Here is a 23,494-nt window from a genome sequence, read left to right on the forward strand (position 1 = left end):
TCCGGCATGGCGGTAGTCGGGGTGGGGATCGACCTGGTCTCCATCCCCGACTTCGCCGAGCAGGTCGACCAGCCCGGGACGGTGTTCGCCGAGACGTTCACGCCCGGTGAGCGGCGTGACGCCGCGGACAAGAGCTCGTCCGCGGCGCGGCACCTGGCCGCGCGGTGGGCGGCCAAGGAGGCCGTCATCAAGGCGTGGTCCGGTTCGCGGTTCTCCAAGCGGCCGGTGCTGCCCGAGGGCATCCACCGCGACATCGAGGTGATCACCGACATGTGGGGCAGGCCGAAGGTGCGGTTGACCGGTGCCATCGCCGAGCATCTGAAGGACGTGACGATCCACTTGTCGTTGACCCACGAGGCCGACACCGCCGCGGCGGTCGCCATCCTCGAGGAGCGCTAGTCTCGGCTCCATGAGTGATCTCGTGGAGCGGGTGCGTGAGGTGCTGCCTTCGGTGCGGCGCGACCTGGAGGACCTGGTGCGCATCGAATCGGTGTGGGCCGATCCGGCCCGCAGGCCGCAAGTGCAGCGCAGCGCCGACGCGGTGGCAAAGCTGTTGTCGGAGGCCGGGTTCGGCGACGTCAAGATCGTCAGCGAAGGCGGCGCGCCCGCCGTCATCGCACGCCATCCCGCGCCGCCGGGGGCGCCGACGGTGTTGCTGTACGCCCACCACGATGTGCAGCCCGAAGGCGACCACGCGCAGTGGCATACCGCGCCGTTCGAGCCGACCGAGCGCGACGGCAGGCTCTACGGCCGCGGCGTTGCCGACGACAAGGCGGGCATCGCAACGCATTGGGCGGCTTGCGGGGCGCACGGCGGCCAACCGCCGGTCGGCGTGACGGTCTTCGTCGAGGGCGAGGAGGAGTCGGGCTCACCGTCGTTGTCGCGTCTACTCGCCGCGCATCGCGACGTGCTGGCCTCCGACGTCATCGTCATCGCCGACTCGGACAACTGGAGCACCGACGTGCCGTCGCTGACCGTGTCGCTGCGCGGCCTGGCGGACTGCATCGTCGAGGTCGCAACGCTGGATCACGGTCTGCACTCCGGACTTTGGGGCGGTGTGGTGCCCGATGCGATCACCGTGCTGGTGCGTCTGCTCGCCAGCCTGCACGACGACGACGGCAACGTCGCGGTGGCCGGACTGTACGAAGGCACCGCCGCTGACGTCGACTACTCGCCGGAGCGGGTGCGCGAGGAGGCCGGTCTGCTCGACGGCGTCTCGGAGATCGGCTCAGGCTCTGTGCCGCAACGGCTTTGGGCCAAGCCGGCGATCACGGTGATCGGCATCGACACCACGTCGATCGACAAGTCGTCGAACACGTTGATTCCGCGGGCCCGCGCGAAGGTCAGCATGCGTGTCGCTCCTGGCGGCGACGCGCGCGAACATCTAACGGCGCTGACCCGTCACCTCGAAGAGCACGCGCCGTGGGGTGCCAAGGTCACCGTCACCCCCGGCGACCTCGGCCAGCCCTACGCAATCGACGCCAGCGGGCCGGTCTACGACGCCGCGCGCGCGGCATTCCGGCAGGCCTGGGGCAATGAGGCCGTCGACACCGGGGTGGGCGGGTCGATCCCGTTCATCGCCGAGTTCGCCGAGGCGTTCCCGTCGGCCAAGATCCTGGTCACCGGCGTCGAGGATCCGCAGACTCAGGCGCACAGCATCAACGAGAGCCTGCATCTCGGCGTGCTCGAACGGGCCGCCACCGCCGAGGCGCTGCTACTGGCCCACCTCGGCTCAAACGGACAGGTCTCGCCGTAACTTGGCGACGTGCCCGGTCGCGCGGACGTTGTACTGCGCCTCGGCGATTTTGCCCTTCTCGTCGACGACGAACGTCGACCGGATCACCCCCTGAACGGTCTTGCCGTACATGGTCTTTTCGCCGTAGGCACCCCACGCGGTGAGCACCTTGCGGTCCGGATCGGACAGCAGCGGGAACGTCAGCTTCTGCTCGTCGCGGAACTTGGCCAGCTTGGCGGGCTTGTCGGGGGAGATGCCGATGACATCCAGTCCGGCGCCGTTGAGTTCGCTCAGGCTGTCGCGGAAGTCGCAGGCCTGCTTCGTGCATCCGGGGGTGGAGGCGGCCGGATAGAAGTACACGATGACCCTGCGGCCCTGGTAGTCCGAGAGCTTGACGGTGTTGCCGTCGGCGTCGGGCAGGCTGAACGCGGGGGCCTTGTCACCCACTTCGAGTCGCGGGGTTTGCGGCATGCGGAAAGTCCCTTCTTCGACCGGTGCACTCCGGCGAGTGCAGGCTGAACTAGGGTAGTGCGGCAAGGCGACGCTCATGGAGTGGCTTGGAGGCAGCAAGTGGCGGACCGCGATCCCGACACCATCAAGCGGGACATCGATCAGGCGCGTGATCAGTTGGCGGCGACCGTGGATACCCTCGCCGAGCGCGCCAATCCGCAGAAAATCGCGGACGACATCAAGGCGGCCGCACTGCGCTTTGTAAAGAAGCCCGCGGTTGCTGTGACGCTGGCAGGCGCCGGCGCTGTGTTCGTCATCGTGGTCATTCGCCGTATCCGGCGAGACTGAAGGTTGGGTCAGCGCCGCCGCGCAGCACGGAACCAATCAGCGAAGGAGAAGCTGGGCGGGTTGGCGACACGTCCGAGGCGACTGCACGTGTAGACCATGACCGGTCGTTGCGCAGTTACGTCGTCAGCTGTTCCCGCGCCGGACACGCCCGCGGTGAGCGATGCGTCGGAGCTGGCCACAGCTAAGACCTCGTTTCGTAGTGAACATGACGCTTTGGAGCCATGTAATTTGTCGCAGCTAACCGAAGGCTAGCATTCTTGCACCCTTTTATGCAGCATAATTCGCTATGAACCCACACACCCGTTACCAGCTACGATGCCCGACGGCTTCGTAGCATAAGTTCGGTTACGGGAGCTGTAGCACATTCAACGAACCTCGTTCAGCCAAATCACGAAATTTTTCGTGTGCGTAAATAGGCTACTGCGTGATCGTAGCTGACGCAAGGATCGGAGGGTTGCTTGGGGGGCTGGCCGACGCGTCGACCGATGGTCCGAAACGCGGGCCCCGAGCAGTGGCTATCCCGGCAGTCCGGCTTTGCGCGTCGCTGGCAGGCGGGTTTGCTGATTTCACCCCAGCGCGCTTGCGGTCGTGGTAAGTGCGATGATTTCCGCGTGATCGATGACCCCGATACAGCGCAGGCTCTTGCGCTGTTGCAATCACTGCACGCCCACGTCGACGAGATCTCGAGGAAGGTCGAGTCCGCAGAACACCGCGGCCGACGGGTCCAGGGTCACGCCGCGTCGGTCGCCCGGCGCCGGGCCGCCAGCCTGCGTCGAGAGCTCTATGAAGTGCACCGACTGATCGACGGACTTCACCAACGGTTTCCGGACGCCCGATCGAAGCACCAAGGGCAGGTCATCGGCCGGTGAAAGCAAATTTCTGGCCTCACTCGCCGCGGCTCGGGGACGAAGCTTCACCGAGCGTAAGTCGATGACGACGCGGAGCGGCGTGCGGCAACCGATGGCCTCCGGTGGCAGTGCACGTCGTATTGATCAGGGGACTCAAATCGTGCTCAGCAGACGCGATCCGATCGCCAGTGAGATCGCCAGGCAGCCGACCCCGGCCGCCGTTCGCAAGGCCCATGACATCTCCGTCTCCTTCCAGCCAGGCGTCGGACACCTGTAGTGAGACCGACTCAGCAAGCAAGTCTTTGGCTCAAGTTAACGATCTGGCCTCGAAAAAAGCGGCGTTCAACGAAACTCGGCTAATTTTCACGAAACCGTTAGTTTTGCGGATGAGCCGGCATCACCCCCACCAAGATCATCTGGCTGGAGGGGTTTGCGCTCTGCGCCGTCAGGGTGTCGAACCCCGGCCCGCTGATTAAGAGGCATCGGAAGGTATGCGCGGGTGTCTACCCACTGAGCGCATCGGGATCGATCTCACACCGAACGTGACCCAGTGATGGTGCGCCGCAACGGCCGGCGCCGTACTGCTGAATTACGCAGAGTTAGCTCAGGTTGTTGACCGACCTCCGTCCGGAGGATATTGATGTGGAGATCGAAGCCGTCTGACCGGACAGAACTGAGGTGCCGGTGGTGCCATGAAGTCACGGATGTTGGTTTTGCTGCTTATCCTGCCGCTGGTGGTCCTTCACCTGGGGTGCTCTGTCCAAGAAACGCCGCCGACGCACGGACACACTTCGCCTGAACTGGATCGAAAGCTGAGTGAGATTGCCAGTCGCGGAGATCTTCCAGGATTCGGCGTGTCCGTCGTTACCGGCGATGGGGTCCTGTTCGAGAAGGGTTATGGCTACGCTGATATCGAGAAGAAGATCCCGTACACCAAAAAAAGCCTGCAAAACATCGGTTCAATTTCCAAGACCCTCATTGGGATTTCCCTCATGCAGCTGGTGGAAGAGAACAAAATCAGGCTCGACGACGATGTCAGTCGCTATTTGCCGTTCAAAGTTGTGAATCCGTACTTTCCCAATGAGCCGATTCTCATACGCCATCTCGCCGAACACACTTCAACGCTCCAGGACACCGAAGAGTTCTGGCGCTACGACTATTTTCTGCAGGAGTCGGTGCCGACTGGGCGCGGCAACCTTGCCAATGTTGACCTTCTCAACCCCGGCAACAAACGAATACCCCTCGATCAATTCGTCCGAAACTTTGTTTCGACGGATGGGATTTGGTACAAGGAAAGCAACTTCCTCAATCAAAGGCCCGGAACACAGTTCGAATACAGCAACCTCGGAGCGGCGCTGGCCGCGTATGTCGTCGAGTGCGTAACGTGGGAGAACTATGCCGACTACACCGATAGGCGGATTTTGAAACCCGTTGGCATGACAGACTCCGCCTGGTTCCTATCAGAGATCGACAAGAGCCGGTACGCCACGCATTACATGGGCGAAAAGGTGATTCCCTGGTATGCCTTCAGCAGTTACCCGGATGGCGGTCTAATCAGCAGCGTCGAAGACATGGGTCGGTTCCTCACGGAAATGATCCGCGGGTACAAAGGCGAAAGCAAACTGCTGCGTCGCAAGTCGTTTCATGACATGATGTCCGGTACGGAAGGATACGGAATATACTGGGACCACCGGAAAGGCGCCATCGGCCATTTCGGCGGTGATCCTGGAGTCAAAACCTCCATGTGGTTCGATCCTTCCACGGAAGTCGGCTTCGTCCTTTTCACCAACTGCAACTGGCGCGGGCCGAACGGCGCACTCTACGAGAGGGAAGGTGCGGCCAGCCAGAAGGCCTTCGCGGATATCCAAAAGATATTGACCGAATCATTAACGCCAAGCCATCCGTGAAAAGGGGGCTCGGGAACTGTGCAGAAGATGTCATGGCGGGGGAGTTCGTCAGGCTGGCACCCCCGCCAACAACTGTTCTTCAAAATCGGGCGGCGCGAGTCGCGACTCAACGGTGAAACAGGAGCATCGATCGGGTCCGAAGCGGCGAGGCAGACATATGTCCCGCCGAACGTGTTGGGATCGCGATCTCACCTACTACCGGGTCCGCTCACTGCTGGACTGCGACAGCCTCGACAGCCTCTGTAGAGGCTTTCTGGCGTCTCGAAGCCGGTTCGGGTACCGAGTAGCGCGACGATGAGGTGGTGCGCCGTCAGGGTTTCGAACCCCGGACCCGCTGATTAAGAGTCAGCTGCTCTACCAACTGAGCTAACGGCGCTGCGTGTGCGACAATAACAGGCCTTGCGGCAAGGGTGAAATCAAGCCCGCGTGCCGCCGCTGGGAGCGACGCCGGCGTTGCGCCGCTGGCAAAATTTGCCCTTAGACTATTGCCAAGAATCCTCAGTCTATGGGTCATGGGTGGGAAGTGGAGCAAAGTATGTGGCAGGTCGGAACGGCGGCCCGTCCGCGTCGGTGGGGTGCGTGGCTGGCGGTCGCAGCCCTGATTCCCGCCATGATGCTCACATTGGACGCGTGCGGCAGTAAGCCCACCGCCCCTGCGCAGCCTCAGGTCATCGCGGACAAGGGCACGCCCTACGGCGATCTGCTGGTGCCCAAGCTCTCGGCGTCGGTCAAGGACGGCGCCGTCGGCGTGAGCGTCGAATCGCCCGTCACGGTCAGCGCCGAGGACGGCGTGCTGGGCGCGGTGTCGATGGTCAACGAAAGCGACGGCACCCCGGTCGCAGGCCAGTTGAGCCGCGACGGTCTGGTGTGGTCGACGATCGACCCGTTGGACTACAACGAGCGCTACACGCTGCGCGCGCAGTCACTGGGTCTGGGCGGGGCCACCAGTCAGCAGATGACCTTCGAGACGCATTCGCCGGAAAACCTGACGATGCCCTACGTGCTGCCGAACGACGGCGAGGTGGTCGGCGTCGGCCAGCCTGTCGCGGTCCGGTTCGACGAGAACATCTCGAATCGGGCGGCAGCCGAGAAGGCCATCAAGATCAAGACCAACCCTCCGGTGGAGGGCGCGTTCTACTGGCTCAGCAACCGCGAAGTGCGTTGGCGCCCAGCGAGTTACTGGAAGCCCGGCACCACAGTCGACGTCGCGGTGAACACCTACGGCGTCGATCTGGGCGACGGTCTGTTCGGCCAGGACAACGTCACCACCCGCTTCACCATCGGCGACGAGGTCATCACGTCCGTCGACGACAACACCAAGACGCTGACCGTGACGCGCAACGGTGAAGTGATCAAGACCATGCCGGTGTCGATGGGCAAGAACAGCACGCCGACCAACAACGGCACCTACATCGTCGGCGACAAGTTCAGCCACATGGTGATGGATTCGTCCACCTATGGCGTGCCGGCCAATTCGCCCAACGGCTACCGCACCGAGGTGGACTACGCCACCCAGATCTCCTACAGCGGCATATTCGTGCACGCCGCCCCGTGGTCGGTGGGCAGCCAGGGCTACAGCAATGTCAGCCACGGATGCATCAACGTCTCGACGAGCAATGCGCAGTGGTTCTATCAGAACGCCAAACGCGGCGACGTCGTCGAAATCGTGAACACGGTGGGCTCCGTGCTGCCGGGAACCGATGGGTTGGGCGACTGGAACATCCCCTGGGAGCAGTGGAAGGCCGGCAACGCCACCATCTGAGGCCGATGCTTTTCGCCCAGCTCAGCGCGGGTTACTGCGCCGAAGCCCCCGCATGTGGCGACGCACGGGCGCGGTCTTCCGGAGCGGGAAATTAATTTGCCCGTCGGATAATTAATTGCCGTCGTTGGCAAATGAAAGACACGTCAAAAATTTAGTGCAGGCAACTATGTTTTATTTTGCTGTAAATCGCCTATCCTGATGCTTAGGCCCGCTCAGTCGGTGCAGCGGGGATAGGGAGGGTTTGCAATGAGCAAGAGTGCGAAGCATTTCGGCCATAGCGTGGCGAAGGCTGCAGGAGTCGGTTTGATCGCCGGTGGATTGTTGCTGGGAGCGCCAGCGGGGATGGCCTTCGCCGATCCCGTCGGCGATGCTGAGTCCGCCGCCAGCACGACTGTGCAGAAAGCGGTAGTGGCCGGTTCCCAGACGGTTCAGCAGGCTGTGGTGGCCGGCTCCCAGACCTACCAGCAGGCTGTGGTCGCCGGCTCCCAGAGTGCTCAAACGGCTGCCACTGCTACCTCGAACTTGGTGTCCAGCGCGCTCAAGGGACTCTTCAGCTTCGGTAAGAAGTAACCGGATGTGAAAAAGGCCGGAGGGCGGGTTACGCCCTCCGGCCGACCGGGGTGGCTGACGGGACTCGAACCCGCGACAGCCAGGATCACAACCTGGTGCTCTACCAACTGAACTACAGCCACCATCGCCGCAAACCACGCGGCGCCGTTGATATTAGCCGCTGGGGCGCTCTGCGGCCGAATCCATATCCTCCGCCGCGCCGTTCGGGGGCCCCAGTTCGGCGGCGACCTCGGCGATCTCGCTGGTCGACGGTCCGGGCGGCGGCACGAATGCGGTGCGGCGGTAGTACTGCAGTTCGCGGATCGACTCGTGGATGTCCGCCAATGCGCGGTGTGCCAGCCCCTTCTCGGGTTGGCCGAAATAGATGCGCGGATACCACCGCCTGCACAGCTCCTTGATGGAGCTGACGTCGATCATCCGGTAGTGCAGGAAGTCGTCGAGCTTGGGCATGTCGCGGGCGATGAACCCGCGGTCGGTGGCGATCGAGTTTCCGGCCAGGGGAGCGGTCTTGGCCTGCTTCACGTGGCTGCGGATGTAGTCCAGGACCAGTTCCTCGGCGGCTGCCACGTCGACCGTCGACGCGCGCACCTCCTCGATCAGCCCCGAGCGCGTGTGCATATCGGTCACCACCGGGATCATCGACGACAGCGCCGCGTCGTCGGCGTGGATCACCACGTCGATGCCGTCGCCGAGGATGTTCAGCTCCGCATCGGTCACCAGCACCGCGATCTCGATGAGCAAGTCGGTCTTGAGGTCAAGGCCGGTCATCTCGCAATCGATCCACACCAATTCGTCGCGCACAGGGGCAACAGTAAGCCGTCCGACGACAACCAGCGGCCCACACCCGCCCGAGCGCGCCGAAGCTTAGTAGGGTTCGAGCTATGACGACGGAGTCGGCAGCCACCCCCGCAGAACAGATCGCCGCAGGTTACGCCACTGAAGGGGCGGCGCTCGAACTCGGCGCCGTCGTCGTCGACGGGGTTTGCGACGCCGCCGCGCAGGTGCGGATTCCGCTGGCCACGGTCAACCGCCACGGCCTGGTTGCGGGTGCTACCGGCACCGGCAAGACGAAATCGCTGCAGGTGATCGCCGAACAGCTGTCGGCGGCGGGCGTGCCGGTGGTGATGGCCGATATCAAGGGCGACCTGTCGGGCCTGTCGCAGCCCGGTCAGCCGGGCGACAAGATCGAGCAGCGCACCAAGGACACCGGCGATTCCTGGGCACCGACGGCGTTCCCGGTGGAGTTCCTGTCCCTCGGTACATCGGGTGTCGGCGTTCCGGTCCGCGCGACGATGACCAGCTTCGGGCCGATTCTGCTGTCAAAAGTGCTGGGGCTCAACCCAACCCAGGAGTCGACTCTCGGCCTGATCTTCCACTGGGCCGACCAGAAGGGACTGGCGCTGCTCGACCTGAAGGACCTGCGCGCCGTCATCCAGTTCCTCACCAGCGACGAGGGCAAGGATGAACTCAAGGCCATCGGCGCGGTGTCGGCGTCGACCGCCGGGGTGATTCTGCGGGCGCTGATCAACCTGGAGGCCGAGGGCGCCGACACCTTCTTCGGCGAGCCGGAACTCGAGCCCAGCGACCTGATGCGCACCGATGCGCAGGGCCGCGGCGTCATCACGTTGCTTGAACTCGGCGATCAGGCGGCGCGTCCGGTGATGTTCTCGACGTTTTTGATGTGGGTGCTGGCCGATCTGTTCACCGCCCTGCCCGAGGTCGGCGACGTCGACAAGCCGAAGCTGGTGTTCATCTTCGACGAGGCGCACCTGCTGTTCAGCGACGCGTCCAAGGCCTTCCTCGAGCAGGTCGAGCAGACGGTCAAGCTGATCCGGTCCAAGGGCGTCGGCGTGTTCTTCTGCACCCAACTGCCCACCGACGTGCCCAACGACGTGCTGAGCCAACTGGGCGCGCGCATCCAGCACGCGCTGCGCGCGTTCACGCCCGACGATCAGAAGGCGTTGACCAAGACGGTGCGGACATACCCCAAGACCGACGTCTACGACCTCGAGAAGGCGCTGACGTCGCTGGGCATCGGTGAGGCGATCGTGACGGTGCTCTCCGAGAAGGGTGCGCCGACGCCGGTGGCGTGGACCAGGATGCGCTCGCCGCGGTCGCTGATGGGTGCCATCGGCACCGACGCGATCGCCGCCGCCGCGAAAGCCAGTCCGCTGCAGGCGAAGTACGGCCAAACCATCGACCCCCAGTCGGCCTACGAGATCTTGCAGAACAAGGTGGCGCCGCCGCCCGCCGATGCGCCCCTGCCGCCGCCGGTCGAGCCGCCGCCAGCAGCCAGCGCCGAGGGCCAGGCGAAGAGCCGCGACGCGGTCGAGGGCAGCATGGTGGCTGAGGTGCTGCAGAGTTCGGCGTTCAAGAGCTTCCTGCGGTCGGCCGCCACGGTCGCAGGCCGCGAGATCACCCGCAGCATTTTCGGCACCGGCCGTCGGCGCCGCTAGCGCGTCGCGTCGAGATCGACGAAATGGCGTGAACTACTCGCACTTTCGCGCCCATTTGTCCGTTTGGGCGGGAACGGGTGCCGCTAGCCGCCGCCGAGCTTCTTGTAGACCGCGCCGACGATCGGCGTCACGATGGCGCGCGGCGTGTAGCCCGACGCCACCGACATCGCCTTCGACGTCACACCCGGCACGACGCGCATCTTGTTGCGCTCCAAGCCATCCAGCGACAACTTGGCCGTGTATTCCGTCGAGATCCACAGGAAGTCCGGGATCAGCCTTTCCACCAGCGACTGCTCGGTCTCGGCGGGCAGCGTCTCGCGCACCGGGCCTGGCGCGAGCAGCGTGACATGCACGCCCGCTTTCTTGAGTTCGCCGCGTAGCGACTCGCTGAACGTGTTGGCGAAGGCCTTGGTGGCCGCATACGTCGCGTTGTTCGGAATCGGCGAATTGCCTGCGGCGGAACCGGAAATCAGGATCCCGCCCGCTCCGCGCTGCACCATGCCGGGCAACACTGCGAGCGTAAGGTCGTGCACGCCAAGCACATTCAGCTGCACCTGGGCCTTCTCGCCCGCCGCGTCCAGCGACGCCACCGGTCCGAACGTCGCCGTGCCCGCGTTGGCACACAGGATCGAGATCTCGCGCGCGGCCAACTCGTCGCACAGCTTGGCCCGCTGCTCGGGATCGGCCAGGTCCACCGGTCGCACCTCGACGGTCACCCCGAACTGCTGGGTGATCCGGTCTGCCAATGCGCGCAGCACGTCCTCCCGGCGCGCGGTGATGATCAGGTGGTGGCCGCGGGCGGCGAGTTCGATGGCCAGCGCCTCGCCGATGTTCTGCGAGGCACCGGTGACGACGGCACGGGCATCGGCGCTGGGACCGGGTACTGGCATGGGCCGGACTATATCTTGACGTGCATGAGCCGGTTGCGAGTGCTCGCGTGGGCGTTGTGGGACTGCGGTTCCACCGGCGTCGGCGCGATCGTCGTGACCTTCGTCTTCTCCGTGTACCTGACCCGCGACGTCGGCGACGACCTGCCCGGCGACACCAGCCCGGCGAGCTTGCTCGGCTGGGCGTTGTTCGCCTCGGGCGTCGTCGTCGCCCTCCTGGCGCCTGTTATCGGGGTGTGGGTGGACGGACCGCACCGGCGCCGTCAGACCCTGGGACTGCTCACCGCGATGGTGGTCGCGCTGACGGCGTCGATGAGCCTGATCCGCGACGACGTCGACTACCTGTTGGCCGGCCTACTGCTGCTGGGCTTCACCGCGGCGTGCAACGACCTCGCCACCGTGCCGTACAACGCCATGCTGCGCCAGCTCACCACCCCGGAAACGTCGGGTCGGGTGTCCGGATTCGGTTGGGCAGCAGGCTATCTCGGCAGCATGACACTGCTGGCCATCGTCTACGCGGGCTTCATGTCACACGGCAGTCAGAACGTGCCCGCCGCCATGCTGCTCACCGCCGGATGGATGGCGGTGTTCGCGCTGCCGGTGCTCATCGCGGCCCCGCCGTCGGTCGATCTGGTGCGGGCGCCGCACTCCGCGGTGGGGGTGCTCGGCGCCTACCGCAAGCTGTGGGCCGACCTGGTCGGCGAGTGGCGGCGCGACCGCAACTTCGTCTACTACCTGCTCGCCAGCGCGGTGTTCCGGGACGGTCTGGCCGGCGTCTTCACCTTCGGAGCGGTGCTGGGCGTCAACGTCTACGGCGTCTCGGCGTCCGACGTGCTGCTGTTCGGCATCCTCGCCAACGTGGTTGCCGCGACGGGGGCGGTGCTCGGCGGGCTGTTCGACGACCGCGTCGGATCCAAGACCGTCATCCTGACCTCGCTGGCGTCCACCATCGCCGTCGGGACCGCGCTGATGGCATCGTCGGGTGCCGCCGCATTCTGGGTGTGCGGCCTGCTGCTGTGCCTGTTCATCGGGCCGACCCAGGCGTCGGCGCGCACCCTGCTGCTGCGCATGACCAGCGACGGCAAGGAGGGCGTCGCGTTCGGGCTGTACACGATGACCGGCCGCGCCGTCGCGCCGCTGGCACCGCTGGCGTTCTCGACGTTCGTCGCCGTCTTCGGAGCTGACCGCGCGGGCATAGCGGGGCTGATGCTGGTGCTGGCAATAGGTTTCGCGGCGATGGTCGCCGTGCAGGTGCCGCGCAGGCACGCTGTCGTCTAACCGACCGCCGTGCAGATGGTCAGCCCTGCGCCGGTGCGCTGCTGGACCTGGACCCCGTCGACGGTGATCGAGCAACTCACTTCCCGCCCGACGTTGATGATGCTGACGCTTGCGGAGTCCTCGGCAGGATCTGCCAGTTCGACCTCCTTGCTCCACGGCAGCATCACGTTGAACTCGGTCTGCAACACACCACCGGTGTCGACATAGGTGATGTTGATGGCGCGTCCGTCGCCCGCCACGTCGTAGACGACCGTTTGGGTGGCGCCGGGCGTCGACGGACTGGTGGGCGACGGGGTGCTCGGCACCGTCGGCAGCGGGAAGACGGGGATGGTCGGGCGCGGCGTCGTGGTGGGTGTCGGCCGGGTGGTGGTCGGCTCCTGGATGGACGGCAGCGGCGCCACCACGGTGTCCTGCTTGGAGCTGTTGACGATCACCAAAGCGATCACCAGTCCGATCACCGTGACGATCGCGACGCCCGCGACGATCCACAGCCACCGCGGCGACTTCGGACCCTCCGGCTCCTGCGGAGGCGGCGCTCCTGGCGGATACTGCCCGCCATATTGGCCGGTCGCGTAGGGGTCGTAGCCGTAGGGCGGATACCCGGACAGCCGCTCAGTCGGCGCCGGGTTCACCGGCGCCTGGTAGGTGGGGCCGTACGGCGCCTGACTGGCATATGCCGGATCGCTGTATCCGGGATAGCTGTTAGGAAACGGCTCGGGCCCGTCGCGGCGTGGTGAATCCGTCATACCCACCTCATGGCTGCAGGGTACCTGTGCAGCCGCTCAGTCGATCAAGCACCGGCGCTCACCTCGGACTTCGCGGTGTGCCGCCGTCGCGCAGCCCGCCACCGTGCAGAATCGAAACAATGGGAGCGCAGGTCCGTCGCCTCTACGGGGCATCGATGTCGCCCGATGCGACCGCGTTCGCCCATTTGATCGACGACAGCGGCTTCCCGCGCGCCGTCCAGCGCTTCCTTCGCGGCTGGCGGACCAGCTCATCGCGCGACGTCGAACTGCCCGTCGAGGGCGCCGTCACCCGCGTCCTCCATTCCGCCGACGGCCATTGGCTGGCATGTGAGGTGGCGCCCGACGGCGCGACCCGCAGTCAGATCTGGATCGTCACAACTGATCCCGACGACCGCGCGGCGAGGCGCATCGACAACTGGCCGGCAGGTGCCCAGGAGGGCACCGCGGAGCTGATCGCATGGGATGGCACCAAGGTCGCCGCGATCCTCACCGGCGAGGACGGCGTCGGCAGCTCATGTCTGATCGACCCGTCCGACGGCACCACCGTGGTGCTCGACCGCCGCTCCGGCGGCAGGCTGGTCGACGCGTGGGCCGGGGCAGCGCTGGTGCGGGTCGGTCCGCGCGGCTACCGCGACCTGATCCTGCTGCGCGGACTAACCGAAATCGCTTTGCTGCCATACGATCCCGGCTCCACCACCGATGCGGGCATCATCCTCGACGACCACAGCCCGCGGCGGCTGCGGGCGGGGCTGGATGGCGAACTGACGCGGCTCTACCAGCCCGCGAAAGCATATGGAGTCAACAGCACCGAAGGCTATGTGCGCGCGCTGATCCGCAGCGAGAACGGCGCCGAACACGCCAGGCTGCTCGAGGTCACGGCGACGCCGGACGGGGTGTCGTATCAGGTGGTCGCCGAACGACCGGGTTTCGAACTCGACGAGTTCACCGTCAGCGACGACCTGTCGACGGTGGCGATGCTGTGGAACATCCACGGCGCCAGTGAATTACAGATCCTCGAGCTCGCCGACAACACCTTGCACGGGCCAATTCCGTTGCCCGGCATGGTGGCCAGCGAGTTGAGCATCAGTGCCGGCGGCTCGATGCTGGCGATGACGGTAGAGAGTCCATCGCTGCCGCCGGTGGTCGAGTTGGTCAATCCGCGGACGCGGGAGTGGGAACTGGTCGACAGGGAACCGAGCAGCGGGCCGGTCACCGCGGACCCCACACTGCAGAGGATCACCGCGCGCGACGGACTCGAGTTCACCGGATGGTTGTTCCGCCCGCCCGACGGCGTCGAATCCATCGGCGCGATGATCTTCCTGCACGGCGGGCCGGAAGGACAGGGCAGGCCCGGCTACAACGAGTTCTTCCCGCCGCTGCTGGAAGCGGGGATCGCAGTGTTCCTCCCGAATGTCCGCGGGTCGGGCGGATTCGGCCGGACGTTCATGCACGCCGACGACAAGGAACGGCGGTTCGCCGCCATCGACGATGTCGCCGACGCCGCGTGTTATCTCGTCGACTGTGGGTTCGCTCCGCGGGAGCGCATCGCGTGCTGCGGATGGTCCTACGGCGGATACCTGACCCAGGCCGCGCTCACTTTTCATCCGCAACTGTTCGCCGCAGGCATCAGCATCTGCGGGATGAGCGATTTGAACACCTGGTACCGCACGACAGAACCGTGGATCGCCGCTGCCGCCCATCCGAAATACGGCCATCCGGTCAGCGACCGTGAACTGCTCGACGACTTGTCGCCGCTGCTGCGCGCGCACGCGCTGACCGCGCCGCTGCTGCTGGTGCACGGCCTCAACGACACCAACGTGCCGCCCACCGAATCACAGCAAATGTACGACGCATTGCGCGCGTTGGACCGCACCGTCGAACTGTTGACGTTCGACGACGACGGTCATGAGATCGTCCGCCGCGAGAACCGCGCTGTGCTGGTGACCGCCATGAGTGACTGGCTCACCGCGGCGTTCGCCGGCGCCTCGATTTCTTGATCAATCCGTAGCTGACCTGAGGTTTGGACAAATTGTCCGCCGGGTAAACCGTCGCTGCGCGTCAGTCGCTGGCGCGGACAACGGATGGAGGCAGACATGCGAGGCGGCGGAATTCTCGGCGTCATTGTGCTCGTCTGGTTGCTGATCGGGGTGGTCGCGGCCTATCAGCGCGACTACTTCAAGAACTCCGAAAACAATTGTGCAACAGCGGGGTCCATCGCTTTGACGGTGGTCGCGGGCCCGCTGAACTATGCGGGAGTCAACCCCAAGGTGACCAACTGCAACATTCCTGAGCCCAGCCAGTAGCCAACTGGCGGTTAACAATTCACTAGAAATGGAGACACCATGATTGTCCTGGGAGCCATTCTGCTCATTCTCGGGCTGATCTTTGGCATATCGATCCTCACCTACATCGGCGTCGTGCTGCTCGTCGTCGGCGCCGTCTTCTGGATTCTCGGCTCCGTCGGTCGCCCGGTCGGCGGCAGGAGAGTCTGGTACTAGCGCTTTCAACGACCGGCCGAGGCCAGTGCAGCGACCGTCATCGCCCGCAGGACGGATCGCGAACTGGCCTCGGCCGCTTTTGCGCTATTCGGCTTCACGCTGTGTGGTGTCGAGTTCAATAACCCGAACGCCGCGTGTGCCATCAGTCGGGCGTCCTCCTCGCTCAGCGAGTCGTTCAACTGCCGCAGCACGTCCACCCAGATCTCGACGTATTGCCGTTGCGCCTTCCGCACTTGACGCTTGGCCGTCGGCGGCAGGTGTCCAAGGTCGCGGTCCTGAATGCGGATCAGATCCGATTCCCCCAACGCGAAGTCCAAGTGAAAGTCGATGAGCCCGTCCAACGCATCTGCGGCGCTGTCGGCCTGGTCGACGACGGCGGTGGCCCCGGCCAGCAGGCGGGCGCTGATGCCGACGAGAAGCTCCGCGAGAAGCGCCTCCTTATTGGGGAAGTGCCGGTATATCGCGGGGCCGCTGACACCGGCGGCCGCCCCGATGTCCTCCAGTCGCACAGCCAGATAGCCCCGTTCGGCCACCAGGCGTTCGGCGGCCGCGATGAGCTGGCTGCGACGGTCGGATTTGGCCCGGCTGCGTCGCGTCGAGGAACGCGTCGACGTGGCCATTCGCGCCTCCAACTCGCTAGTGGACAACTCGGTTAATCGTGACTAACATACCACAAAGTTAGTCGTCATTAACTCAAACGAACGGGTCTCATGAGGGCACCGCAGGGCAGTCATCGCGACGAGCATCTCGCGCTGGTCGAACAGTTGCGTGCGAAGTTGGCCGCTGCGGCGCTCGGCGGCCCGGAACGCGCGCGGGAGCGCCATGTCAGCCGCGGAAAGCTGCTGCCGCGCGACCGCGTCGACGGCCTGCTTGATGCAGGCAGCGCATTCCTCGAACTGGCCCCGCTGGCCGCCGACGGAATGTACGACGACGAATGCCCAGGCGCAGGAATGATCGCGGGCATCGGCCGGGTGTCCGGTCGGGAATGCATGATCGTGGCCAACGACGCGACGGTCAAGGGCGGCACCTACTACCCGATCACCGTCAAGAAGCACCTGCGCGCGCAGGAGATCGCAGGCCAGAACAGGCTGCCCTGCATCTACCTCGTCGACTCCGGCGGGGCGTTCCTGCCGCGCCAGGACGAGGTGTTCCCCGACCGCGAGCACTTCGGCCGCATCTTCTACAACCAGGCCAACCTGTCCGCCGAAGGGATCCCGCAGATCGCTGCGGTACTCGGGTCGTGCACCGCGGGCGGCGCGTATGTGCCCGCGATGAGCGACGAGGCGGTGATCGTGCGCAACCAGGGCACCATCTTCCTCGGCGGTCCGCCGTTGGTGAAGGCCGCCACCGGCGAGGTGGTGACCGCCGAGGAACTCGGCGGCGGTGACCTGCACTCCAAAACCTCCGGTGTCACAGACCATTTGGCGCACGACGACCGTGACGCGCTGCGGATCGTCCGTCGCATCGTCGCGACACTCGGGCCCCGGACACCGGTGCCGTGGGACGTGCTGCCGACCGTCGACGCCGTCGCGGACCAGACCGAGCTCTACGACGTCGTGCCCGTCGACCCACGGGTGCCCTACGACGTGCACGAGGTGATCACCCGGATCGTGGACGGCGGCGAATTCGCGGAATTCAAGGCCGACTACGGCAGCACGTTGGTCACCGGCTTCGCCCGTATCCACGGTCACCCGGTCGGCATCGTCGCCAACAACGGCGTGTTGTTCAGCGAATCCGCGCTCAAGGGTGCGCATTTCATCGAACTGTGCGACAAGCGCAACACGCCGCTGCTGTTCCTGCAGAACATCTCGGGGTTCATGGTCGGCCGTGACTACGAGGCAGGCGGTATCGCCAAGCACGGCGCCAAGATGGTGACCGCTGTCGCCTGCGCCAGGGTGCCCAAACTCACCGTGGTGATCGGCGGATCGTACGGCGCGGGCAACTACTCGATGTGTGGCCGCGCGTACTCGCCGCGGTTCCTGTGGATGTGGCCCAACGCGCGGATCTCCGTGATGGGTGGTGAGCAGGCCGCGTCGGTGCTCGCGACGGTGCGCGGCGAGATGACGCCGGAAGAAGAAGAGAAGTTCAAGGCGCCGATCCGCCAGCAGTACGAGGACCAGGGCAACCCGTATTACTCGACGGCCAGGCTGTGGGACGACGGCGTGATCGACCCGGCGGACACCAGAACGGTACTGGGGCTTGCCCTTTCGATCGTCGCGCAAGCACCGCTAGAAGCGGTTTCCTACGGCGTGTTCAGGATGTGACGATGCACTTCAACACCGTTCTGGTAGCCAACCGCGGGGAGATCGCGGTGCGGGTGATCCGCACGCTGCGCGCGATGGGGATACGGTCGGTCGCGGTGTTCAGCGACGCCGACGCCAACGCCCGCCACGTGGCCGAGGCCGACGTCGCCGTCGGCATCGGGCCCGCGCCTGCGCGGCAGAGTTATCTGGACATCGACGCGGTGGTGGGGGCGGCGCAGCGCACCGGCGCCCAGGCGGTCCATCCCGGCTACGGATTCCTCTCGGAGAACGCACAATTCGCGGCGGCGCTGCAAGCCGCCGGGATCGTGTTCATCGGGCCGCCCGCCGCCGCCATCCAGACCATGGGCGACAAGATCGCGGCGAAGGCGGCTGTGTCGGCGTTCGGTGTCCCCGTGGTGCCCGGGGTGTCCCGGCCCGGCCTGACCGACGCCGATCTGATCGCGGGGGCCGACGAGGTCGGTTTCCCGGTGTTGGTCAAGCCGTCGGCGGGCGGCGGCGGTAAAGGGATGCGGGTGGTGCACGACCCGTCGGAACTGGCCGCGGCACTGGCCAGCGCCCGTCGCGAGGCGGCGTCGGCGTTCGGCGACGACACGTTGTTCCTCGAGCGATTCGTGTTGAACCCCAGGCACATCGAGGTACAGGTGCTCGCCGACGGATACGGCAACGTCGTGCATTTCGGCGAGCGCGAATGCAGCCTGCAGCGGCGTCATCAGAAGGTGATCGAGGAGGCGCCGTCGCCGCTGCTCGACCCGGCGACACGGGCACGCATCGGCGCGGCGGCCTGTGACACCGCCCGCAGCGTCGACTACACCGGCGCAGGCACTGTCGAATTCATCGTGTCCGCCGACCGGCCCGACGAGTTCTTCTTCATGGAGATGAACACCCGCCTTCAGGTGGAACACCCGGTCACCGAGATGGTCACCGGTGTCGACCTGGTCGAACTCCAAGTTCGCATCGCGGCGGGGGAGAAGCTGCCGATCGGTCAGGACGACATCGTGATGCGCGGTCACGCCGTCGAGGCCCGGGTCTATGCGGAGGACCCTGCGCGCGGCTTCTTGCCCACCGGTGGTGACGTGTTGGGCCTCGCCGAACCCGATGGGCCCGGTGTGCGGGTCGATTCCGGCCTCGCCGTCGGCACCGTCGTCGGCAGCGAGTACGACCCGATGCTGGCCAAAGTCATCGCCCACGCCGACGACCGGCCCGCCGCGCTACGCCTGCTCGACCGTGCGCTGGCCGACACCGCGGTGCTCGGTATCACCACCAACATCGACTTCCTGCGCTTCCTGCTCACCGACGACGATGTCGCCGCGGGCCGGTTGGATACCGGACTGCTGGACCGCAGAACGCCCGACTACGTCGCGGCGCAATGCGGTGACGACGAACTGATCGCCGCGGCCGCCTACAAGTGGCTGCGGTGCTGGCCGGCGCCCGTTGGTGACTTGTGGGCTGTGCCGTCGGGGTGGCGGATGGGACAGCGGGCACCCACGACGTTCCGGCTGCATGCGGGTGACCGCACCGACCATGTCCATCTCGTCGGCACCCCGGGTGCCGCCACGGCGCGCGTCGAAGACGGTGAAACACGTTCACTGGCAGCGTCTCTCGACGGTAACCGGCTGAGCGTCACGCTGGCCGGTCTGCGCACCGAGTACCTGGTGGCCGCCACCGACGGCCAGATCTGGCTGTCTGGCGGCGGTCGCACCGCCAAGGTCGAAGAAGTCCGGGAAGCGCCGGTGCGGCCCGACGACGAACACAGCGGAGACGCCGAACTGACCAGTCCGATGCCCGGCGCGGTGGTGGCAGTCGGCGTCGAGGACGGCGACAACGTCGCCGCGGGCACCGTCGTCGTCACCGTCGAGGCCATGAAGATGGAGCACGCGCTGACCGCGCCCGTCGACGGCGCAGTGGAACTTCTCGTCGCCGTCGGCGACCAGGTCAAGGTGGGCCAGCCGTTGGCGAGGATCATCACAAGTAAGGAAGACGAATCATGAGCGACTTTTTAGCCACCGGAATGCTGCCGGATCATTACGAACAACTCGCCAAGACGGTCCGCGACTTTGCGCAGACCGTCGTCGCGCCCGTCGCCGCCAAACACGACGAGGAACATTCGTTCCCGTACGAGGTGGTGGCGGGGATGGCCGATATGGGCTTGTTCGGCCTGCCGTTTCCCGAGGAGTACGGCGGCATGGGCGGCGACTACTTCGCGCTGTGTCTGGCGCTGGAGGAACTCGGCAAGGTCGACCAGAGTGTGGCGATCACGCTCGAGGCGGGCGTGTCTCTTGGCGCGATGCCGGTGTACCGCTTCGGAAACGACCAACAGAAGCAGGAGTGGTTGCCGCTGTTGGCAAGTGGCAAAGCGCTCGGCGCGTTCGGCCTGACCGAGGCCGGTGGTGGCACCGACGCGGGGGCCACCAGGACCACCGCCCGGATGGATGGGTCGACATGGATCATTAATGGCTCCAAGCAGTTCATCACCAACTCGGGCACCGACATCACCAAGCTGGTCACCGTGACCGCGGTGACCGGCGAAAGCGGTGGCAAGAAAGAGATCTCGTCGATCCTGGTGCCGGTGCCCACCGAGGGATTCACCGCCGAACCGGCGTACAACAAGGTCGGCTGGAACGCCTCGGACACCCACCCGCTGTCGTTCGACGACGTGCGGGTGCCCGCGGAAAACCTGCTCGGCGAGCGCGGACGCGGATACGCCAACTTCCTTCGCATCCTCGACGAGGGCCGGATCGCCATCGCCGCGCTGTCGGTCGGTGCCGCCCAGGGTTGTGTCGACGAGTGTGTGAAGTACGCGAAGGAACGAGAGGCGTTCGGCGCGCGCATCGGCACCTATCAGGCGATCGCGTTCAAGATCGCACGCATGGAGGCGCGGGCGCACGCTGCGCGCACCGCGTACTACGACGCCGCGGCACTGATGTTGGCGGGCAAGCCGTTCAAGAAGGCCGCGGCCATCGCCAAGATGGTGGCCAGCGAGGCCGCAATGGACAACGCCCGCGACGCGACCCAGGTGTTCGGCGGGTACGGATTCATGAACGAATACGCCGTCGCGCGTCATTACCGCGACAGCAAGATCCTCGAAATCGGTGAGGGCACAACGGAAGTGCAGTTGATGCTGATCGCGCGCGAGGCCGGCCTGTGAGCGATCAGCGGGTAGTCGTCCAGCGCGGGCTGTGGTTCGAGGAGTTCGAGACCGGCGTGCTGTACCAGCACCGCCCCGGTCGCACCATCACCGAAGCCGACAACGTGCTGTTCACCACGCTGACGATGAACACCCAGGCGCTGCATCTGGACGCCGCGTTCTCCGATGCGTTGCCGCCGTTCAACCAGCGGTTGGTGAATTCGATGTTCACGCTCTCGACGCTGGTCGGGCTTTCGGTGGCGCAACTGACGCAGGGCACCATCGTCGGCAACCTCGGGTTCGGTGAGGTGGCGTTTCCCAAGCCGCTGTTCCACGGCGACACGCTGTACGCCGAGACCGAGGTGACCGACAAACGGGAATCCAAGAGCCGACCCGGCGAGGGAATCGTGACGTTCGCCCACACCGGCCGCAACCAGCACGGCGACATCGTCGCCACGGCATCGCGCAAGACCATGGTGCGCAAGCGACCCGAGGGGGAGTAATCGTGGCACTCAGCCAGACCGGCCCGGCGTGGTTGTTCTGCCCGGCCGACCGACCCGAACGGTTCGAAAAGGCCGCAGCGGCAGCCGATGTGGTGATCCTCGACCTCGAGGACGGCGTTGCGGCCAAGGACCGCGAGGCGGCCCGTAGAGCGCTGATCGAAACGCCTCTCGATCCGAACCGCACCGTCGTGCGTGTCAATCCGAGCGGGACCCCCGACCATCAACTGGACCTGGAGGCGCTGTCCGGTACGGCCTACACCACGGTGATGTTGGCGAAGACCGAAGAGCCGCAGCAGGTTCGGGATCTGGCGCCGCTTGACGTGGTGGTGTTGATCGAGACGCCGTTGGGTGCGCTGGCGGTCAACGAACTGGCGCGGATGGACAACTCGTTGGCGTTGATGTGGGGCGCCGAGGACCTGTTCGCGGTGCTGGGCGGCACCGCCAACCGGTACCCGGACGGCAGCTACCGCGAGGTGGCGCGGCATGTCCGGTCGCAGACCCTGCTTGCCGCCAAGGCATACGGGCGGATGGCGCTGGATTCGGTGTACTTGGACATCAAGGACCTCGACGGCCTCGGCAAGGAGGTCGACGACGCGGTGGCGGTCGGCTTCGACGCCAAGGTCGCCATTCATCCGTCGCAAGTGGCGGTCATCCGCACCGGTTATGCGCCGACACCGGAGCAGGTCGAGTGGGCGCAGGCGGTGCTCACTGCCGCCGCCAGCGAACGCGGTGTGTTCCAGTTCGACGGCTTGATGGTCGATGCTCCGGTCCTGCGCCGGGCGGAGCGGATCGTCGCGTCGGCAAACGGCTGACGCTCGACACGTCCCGCGGCGGACGGCGCGGACGTGTGACCCAGGGCATAATGGACATTGCCCCAGTGTTGGGGCGGGCAGAGCGCATCGTCTGGTCGGCTCCACACCCCGGTAGCTGACCGACAGCCCCTCACCAGGGGATTTGCTCTACCGCCGCTTCGCTGAGCACCTCACGGTACGACGGCGGAACATGCCGTCACCCGACAAGGAGGCGGTATGGCCGATGTTTCTGCGGCGGCGCAGGTCGATCTCGCGCCGATCCGGCTGGTGGACCCCGACGGGACGCCGACAGCCGAGAATCGCTACAGCCGCGAACTTCCACCCGAAACGCTGAGTTGGCTCTACGAGCTGATGGTCGTCACGCGCGACCTCGACAGCGAATTCGTCAACCTGCAACGCCAGGGGGAACTGGCGCTGTTCGCGTCGTGTCGCGGTCAGGAAGCCGCGCAAATCGGCGCGGCGGCCTGTCTGCGCAAGACCGACTGGCTGTTCCCGCAGTACCGCGAGATCGGCGCATTCCTGCTGCGCGGCATCACGCCGGCTCAGATGGGCGCCGTCTGGCGGGGCAAATGGCATGGCGGACTCGGCTTCACCGACAAGTGCGTCGCCCCGATCGCCATCCCGATCGGCACCCACGGCCTGCACGCGGTTGGCGCGGCGATGGGCGCCCAGCGGTTGGGCGAGGATTCGGTCACGCTGGCATTCCTCGGCGACGGTGCCACCAGCGAGGGCGACGCGCACGAGGCGCTGAACTTCGCCGCCGTGTTCGGTGCGCCGTGTGTCTTCTTCATCCAGAACAACCAGTGGGCCATCTCGGTGCCGGTGACCCATCAGATGGCGGGGCCGTCGATCGCGCACAGAGCGATCGGCTATGGCATGCCCGGCATCCGCGTCGACGGCAACGACGTGTTGGCGTGCTACGCCGTGGTCGCCGAGGCGGCCCAGCGCGCCCGCGACGGCGGCGGGCCGACCCTGATAGAAGCCGTCACCTACCGCATGGGCCCGCACACCACCTCTGACGATCCGACGCGATACCGGTCGCAGGAGGAGGTCGACCACTGGGCGGCGCTCGACCCGATCGCGCGCTACCGCGCCTACTTACAGACCGTCGGCGTGTGGACCGACCGGTTGGCGGCACGCGTCGACGCCAAGTCGAAGCGACTGCGGACCGAACTACGCGAATCCATCGTCGGTGCTGAGGATTTCGACGTCGGCGAGATGTTCGACACGGTGTATCACGACATCACCCCCGACCTGGTACGCCAGCGGCAACAACTGCTGACCGAGTTGGCGAAGGAGGCCTGAC

Annotated in this window: 24 protein-coding genes and 2 tRNA genes; 18 read left to right on the forward strand and 8 right to left on the reverse strand. The window is 65.7% G+C overall.

Features of this window, described 5'->3' with window-relative positions:
- Positions 1 to 6: 6 nt before the first annotated feature.
- On the forward strand, positions 7 to 399 hold the full coding sequence (locus tag C1A30_RS01430; RefSeq protein WP_067805904.1) for a holo-ACP synthase: 393 nt from the start codon (positions 7 to 9) through the stop codon (positions 397 to 399).
- Between the two features lie 10 nt (positions 400 to 409).
- A complete protein-coding gene (locus C1A30_RS01435) occupies positions 410 to 1,756 on the forward strand; it encodes a dipeptidase (RefSeq protein ID WP_101946497.1) in 1,347 nt (448 codons plus the stop codon).
- Here the strand turns inward: C1A30_RS01435 and bcp are convergent.
- Entirely contained in the window at positions 1,733 to 2,206 is a 474-nt protein-coding gene (gene bcp / locus C1A30_RS01440; protein ID WP_101946498.1) for a thioredoxin-dependent thiol peroxidase, read from the reverse strand. The genes C1A30_RS01435 and bcp overlap by 24 nt on opposite strands.
- Before the next feature lie 99 nt (positions 2,207 to 2,305).
- Between bcp and C1A30_RS01445 the strand changes: the two genes are divergently transcribed.
- Positions 2,306 to 2,533, forward strand: a complete 228-nt coding sequence (locus C1A30_RS01445) for a DUF3618 domain-containing protein (RefSeq protein WP_101946499.1) — start codon at positions 2,306 to 2,308, stop codon at positions 2,531 to 2,533.
- A 656-nt stretch (positions 2,534 to 3,189) separates the two neighbouring features.
- Here C1A30_RS01445 and C1A30_RS35505 read toward each other — a convergent pair.
- Positions 3,190 to 3,348: a hypothetical protein gene (locus C1A30_RS35505; RefSeq protein WP_160112668.1), complete on the reverse strand. Its 159-nt coding sequence runs from the start codon at positions 3,346 to 3,348 to the stop codon at positions 3,190 to 3,192.
- A gap of 115 nt (positions 3,349 to 3,463) precedes the next feature.
- On the opposite strand from C1A30_RS35505, the gene C1A30_RS35325 reads away from it, so the two are divergent.
- Together C1A30_RS35325 and C1A30_RS01455 are read left to right on the forward strand one after the other, a co-directional pair.
- Positions 3,464 to 3,658 carry a hypothetical protein gene (locus C1A30_RS35325; protein ID WP_142392528.1) on the forward strand — a complete coding sequence of 65 codons (195 nt, stop codon included), beginning with the start codon at positions 3,464 to 3,466 and terminating at the stop codon, positions 3,656 to 3,658.
- Between the two features lie 415 nt (positions 3,659 to 4,073).
- Entirely contained in the window at positions 4,074 to 5,288 is a 1,215-nt protein-coding gene (locus C1A30_RS01455; RefSeq protein WP_101946501.1) for a serine hydrolase, read from the forward strand.
- A 300-nt stretch (positions 5,289 to 5,588) separates the two neighbouring features.
- Here the strand turns inward: C1A30_RS01455 and C1A30_RS01460 are convergent.
- A tRNA-Lys gene (locus C1A30_RS01460) sits at positions 5,589 to 5,664 on the reverse strand.
- A 159-nt stretch (positions 5,665 to 5,823) separates the two neighbouring features.
- On the opposite strand from C1A30_RS01460, the gene C1A30_RS01465 reads away from it, so the two are divergent.
- Positions 5,824 to 7,050 carry an Ig-like domain-containing protein gene (locus tag C1A30_RS01465; protein ID WP_101946624.1) on the forward strand — a complete coding sequence of 409 codons (1,227 nt, stop codon included), beginning with the start codon at positions 5,824 to 5,826 and terminating at the stop codon, positions 7,048 to 7,050.
- A 246-nt stretch (positions 7,051 to 7,296) separates the two neighbouring features.
- Positions 7,297 to 7,620 carry a hypothetical protein gene (locus C1A30_RS01470; RefSeq protein WP_101946502.1) on the forward strand — a complete coding sequence of 108 codons (324 nt, stop codon included), beginning with the start codon at positions 7,297 to 7,299 and terminating at the stop codon, positions 7,618 to 7,620.
- Positions 7,621 to 7,669: 49 nt separating this feature from the next.
- Here the strand turns inward: C1A30_RS01470 and C1A30_RS01475 are convergent.
- Both C1A30_RS01475 and orn read right to left on the reverse strand, forming a co-directional pair.
- Positions 7,670 to 7,742, reverse strand: a tRNA-His gene (locus tag C1A30_RS01475).
- Positions 7,743 to 7,773: 31 nt separating this feature from the next.
- Positions 7,774 to 8,421 carry an oligoribonuclease gene (gene orn / locus C1A30_RS01480; RefSeq protein WP_101946503.1) on the reverse strand — a complete coding sequence of 216 codons (648 nt, stop codon included), beginning with the start codon at positions 8,419 to 8,421 and terminating at the stop codon, positions 7,774 to 7,776.
- Positions 8,422 to 8,501: 80 nt separating this feature from the next.
- Between orn and C1A30_RS01485 the strand changes: the two genes are divergently transcribed.
- On the forward strand, positions 8,502 to 10,076 hold the full coding sequence (locus C1A30_RS01485; RefSeq protein ID WP_101946504.1) for a helicase HerA-like domain-containing protein: 1,575 nt from the start codon (positions 8,502 to 8,504) through the stop codon (positions 10,074 to 10,076).
- A gap of 83 nt (positions 10,077 to 10,159) precedes the next feature.
- Here the strand turns inward: C1A30_RS01485 and cmrA are convergent, their stop codons facing one another.
- The gene (cmrA, locus tag C1A30_RS01490) at positions 10,160 to 10,966 is read right to left on the reverse strand and encodes a mycolate reductase (RefSeq protein WP_101946505.1); all 807 of its coding nucleotides are present in this window, start codon (positions 10,964 to 10,966) and stop codon (positions 10,160 to 10,162) included.
- 24 nt (positions 10,967 to 10,990) lie between these two features.
- Here cmrA and C1A30_RS01495 point away from each other — a divergent pair, with 24 nt between their 5' ends.
- Entirely contained in the window at positions 10,991 to 12,241 is a 1,251-nt protein-coding gene (locus tag C1A30_RS01495; protein WP_101946506.1) for an MFS transporter, read from the forward strand.
- Here the strand turns inward: C1A30_RS01495 and C1A30_RS01500 are convergent.
- Positions 12,238 to 12,987: an MmpS family transport accessory protein gene (locus C1A30_RS01500; RefSeq protein WP_101946625.1), complete on the reverse strand. Its 750-nt coding sequence runs from the start codon at positions 12,985 to 12,987 to the stop codon at positions 12,238 to 12,240. The genes C1A30_RS01495 and C1A30_RS01500 overlap by 4 nt on opposite strands.
- Before the next feature lie 119 nt (positions 12,988 to 13,106).
- On the opposite strand from C1A30_RS01500, the gene C1A30_RS01505 reads away from it, so the two are divergent.
- The 3 genes from C1A30_RS01505 (at position 13,107) to C1A30_RS01515 (ending at position 15,485) form a co-directional block, all read left to right on the forward strand.
- On the forward strand, positions 13,107 to 14,984 hold the full coding sequence (locus C1A30_RS01505; RefSeq protein ID WP_101946507.1) for an alpha/beta fold hydrolase: 1,878 nt from the start codon (positions 13,107 to 13,109) through the stop codon (positions 14,982 to 14,984).
- An 84-nt stretch (positions 14,985 to 15,068) separates the two neighbouring features.
- Positions 15,069 to 15,290 (forward strand): hypothetical protein, encoded by a 222-nt coding sequence (locus tag C1A30_RS01510; RefSeq protein WP_197518613.1) that lies wholly within the window; start codon positions 15,069 to 15,071, stop codon positions 15,288 to 15,290.
- Positions 15,291 to 15,329: 39 nt separating this feature from the next.
- Entirely contained in the window at positions 15,330 to 15,485 is a 156-nt protein-coding gene (locus tag C1A30_RS01515) for a DUF6131 family protein (RefSeq protein ID WP_101946508.1), read from the forward strand.
- Between the two features lie 5 nt (positions 15,486 to 15,490).
- Here C1A30_RS01515 and C1A30_RS01520 read toward each other — a convergent pair whose 3' ends face one another.
- Positions 15,491 to 16,105 (reverse strand): TetR/AcrR family transcriptional regulator, encoded by a 615-nt coding sequence (locus tag C1A30_RS01520; RefSeq protein WP_101946509.1) that lies wholly within the window; start codon positions 16,103 to 16,105, stop codon positions 15,491 to 15,493.
- 90 nt (positions 16,106 to 16,195) lie between these two features.
- On the opposite strand from C1A30_RS01520, the gene C1A30_RS01525 reads away from it, so the two are divergent.
- The 6 genes from C1A30_RS01525 to pdhA all read left to right on the forward strand — a co-directional run bounded on the left by C1A30_RS01525 (position 16,196) and on the right by pdhA (position 23,493).
- Positions 16,196 to 17,749 (forward strand): carboxyl transferase domain-containing protein, encoded by a 1,554-nt coding sequence (locus C1A30_RS01525; RefSeq protein WP_101946510.1) that lies wholly within the window; start codon positions 16,196 to 16,198, stop codon positions 17,747 to 17,749.
- Positions 17,750 to 17,751: 2 nt separating this feature from the next.
- On the forward strand, positions 17,752 to 19,737 hold the full coding sequence (locus C1A30_RS01530; RefSeq protein ID WP_101946626.1) for a biotin carboxylase N-terminal domain-containing protein: 1,986 nt from the start codon (positions 17,752 to 17,754) through the stop codon (positions 19,735 to 19,737).
- Positions 19,734 to 20,894, forward strand: coding sequence for an acyl-CoA dehydrogenase family protein (locus tag C1A30_RS01535; protein ID WP_101946511.1), 1,161 nt, complete (start codon positions 19,734 to 19,736; stop codon positions 20,892 to 20,894). Before C1A30_RS01530 ends, C1A30_RS01535 begins: the two co-directional genes overlap by 4 nt.
- Complete coding sequence (locus tag C1A30_RS01540; RefSeq protein WP_101946512.1) at positions 20,891 to 21,376, forward strand: MaoC family dehydratase; 486 nt, start codon at positions 20,891 to 20,893, stop codon at positions 21,374 to 21,376. The genes C1A30_RS01535 and C1A30_RS01540 overlap by 4 nt, the downstream gene beginning before the upstream one ends.
- Before the next feature lie 2 nt (positions 21,377 to 21,378).
- On the forward strand, positions 21,379 to 22,188 hold the full coding sequence (locus tag C1A30_RS01545) for a CoA ester lyase (RefSeq protein ID WP_101946513.1): 810 nt from the start codon (positions 21,379 to 21,381) through the stop codon (positions 22,186 to 22,188).
- 216 nt (positions 22,189 to 22,404) lie between these two features.
- Complete coding sequence (gene pdhA, locus C1A30_RS01550) at positions 22,405 to 23,493, forward strand: pyruvate dehydrogenase (acetyl-transferring) E1 component subunit alpha (RefSeq protein ID WP_101946514.1); 1,089 nt, start codon at positions 22,405 to 22,407, stop codon at positions 23,491 to 23,493.
- Position 23,494: the final 1 nt, after the last annotated feature.

Origin of the sequence: Mycobacterium sp. 3519A, assembly GCF_900240945.1 — a bacterium.
In the GTDB taxonomy this organism is placed as follows: Bacteria; Actinomycetota; Actinomycetes; order Mycobacteriales; family Mycobacteriaceae; genus Mycobacterium.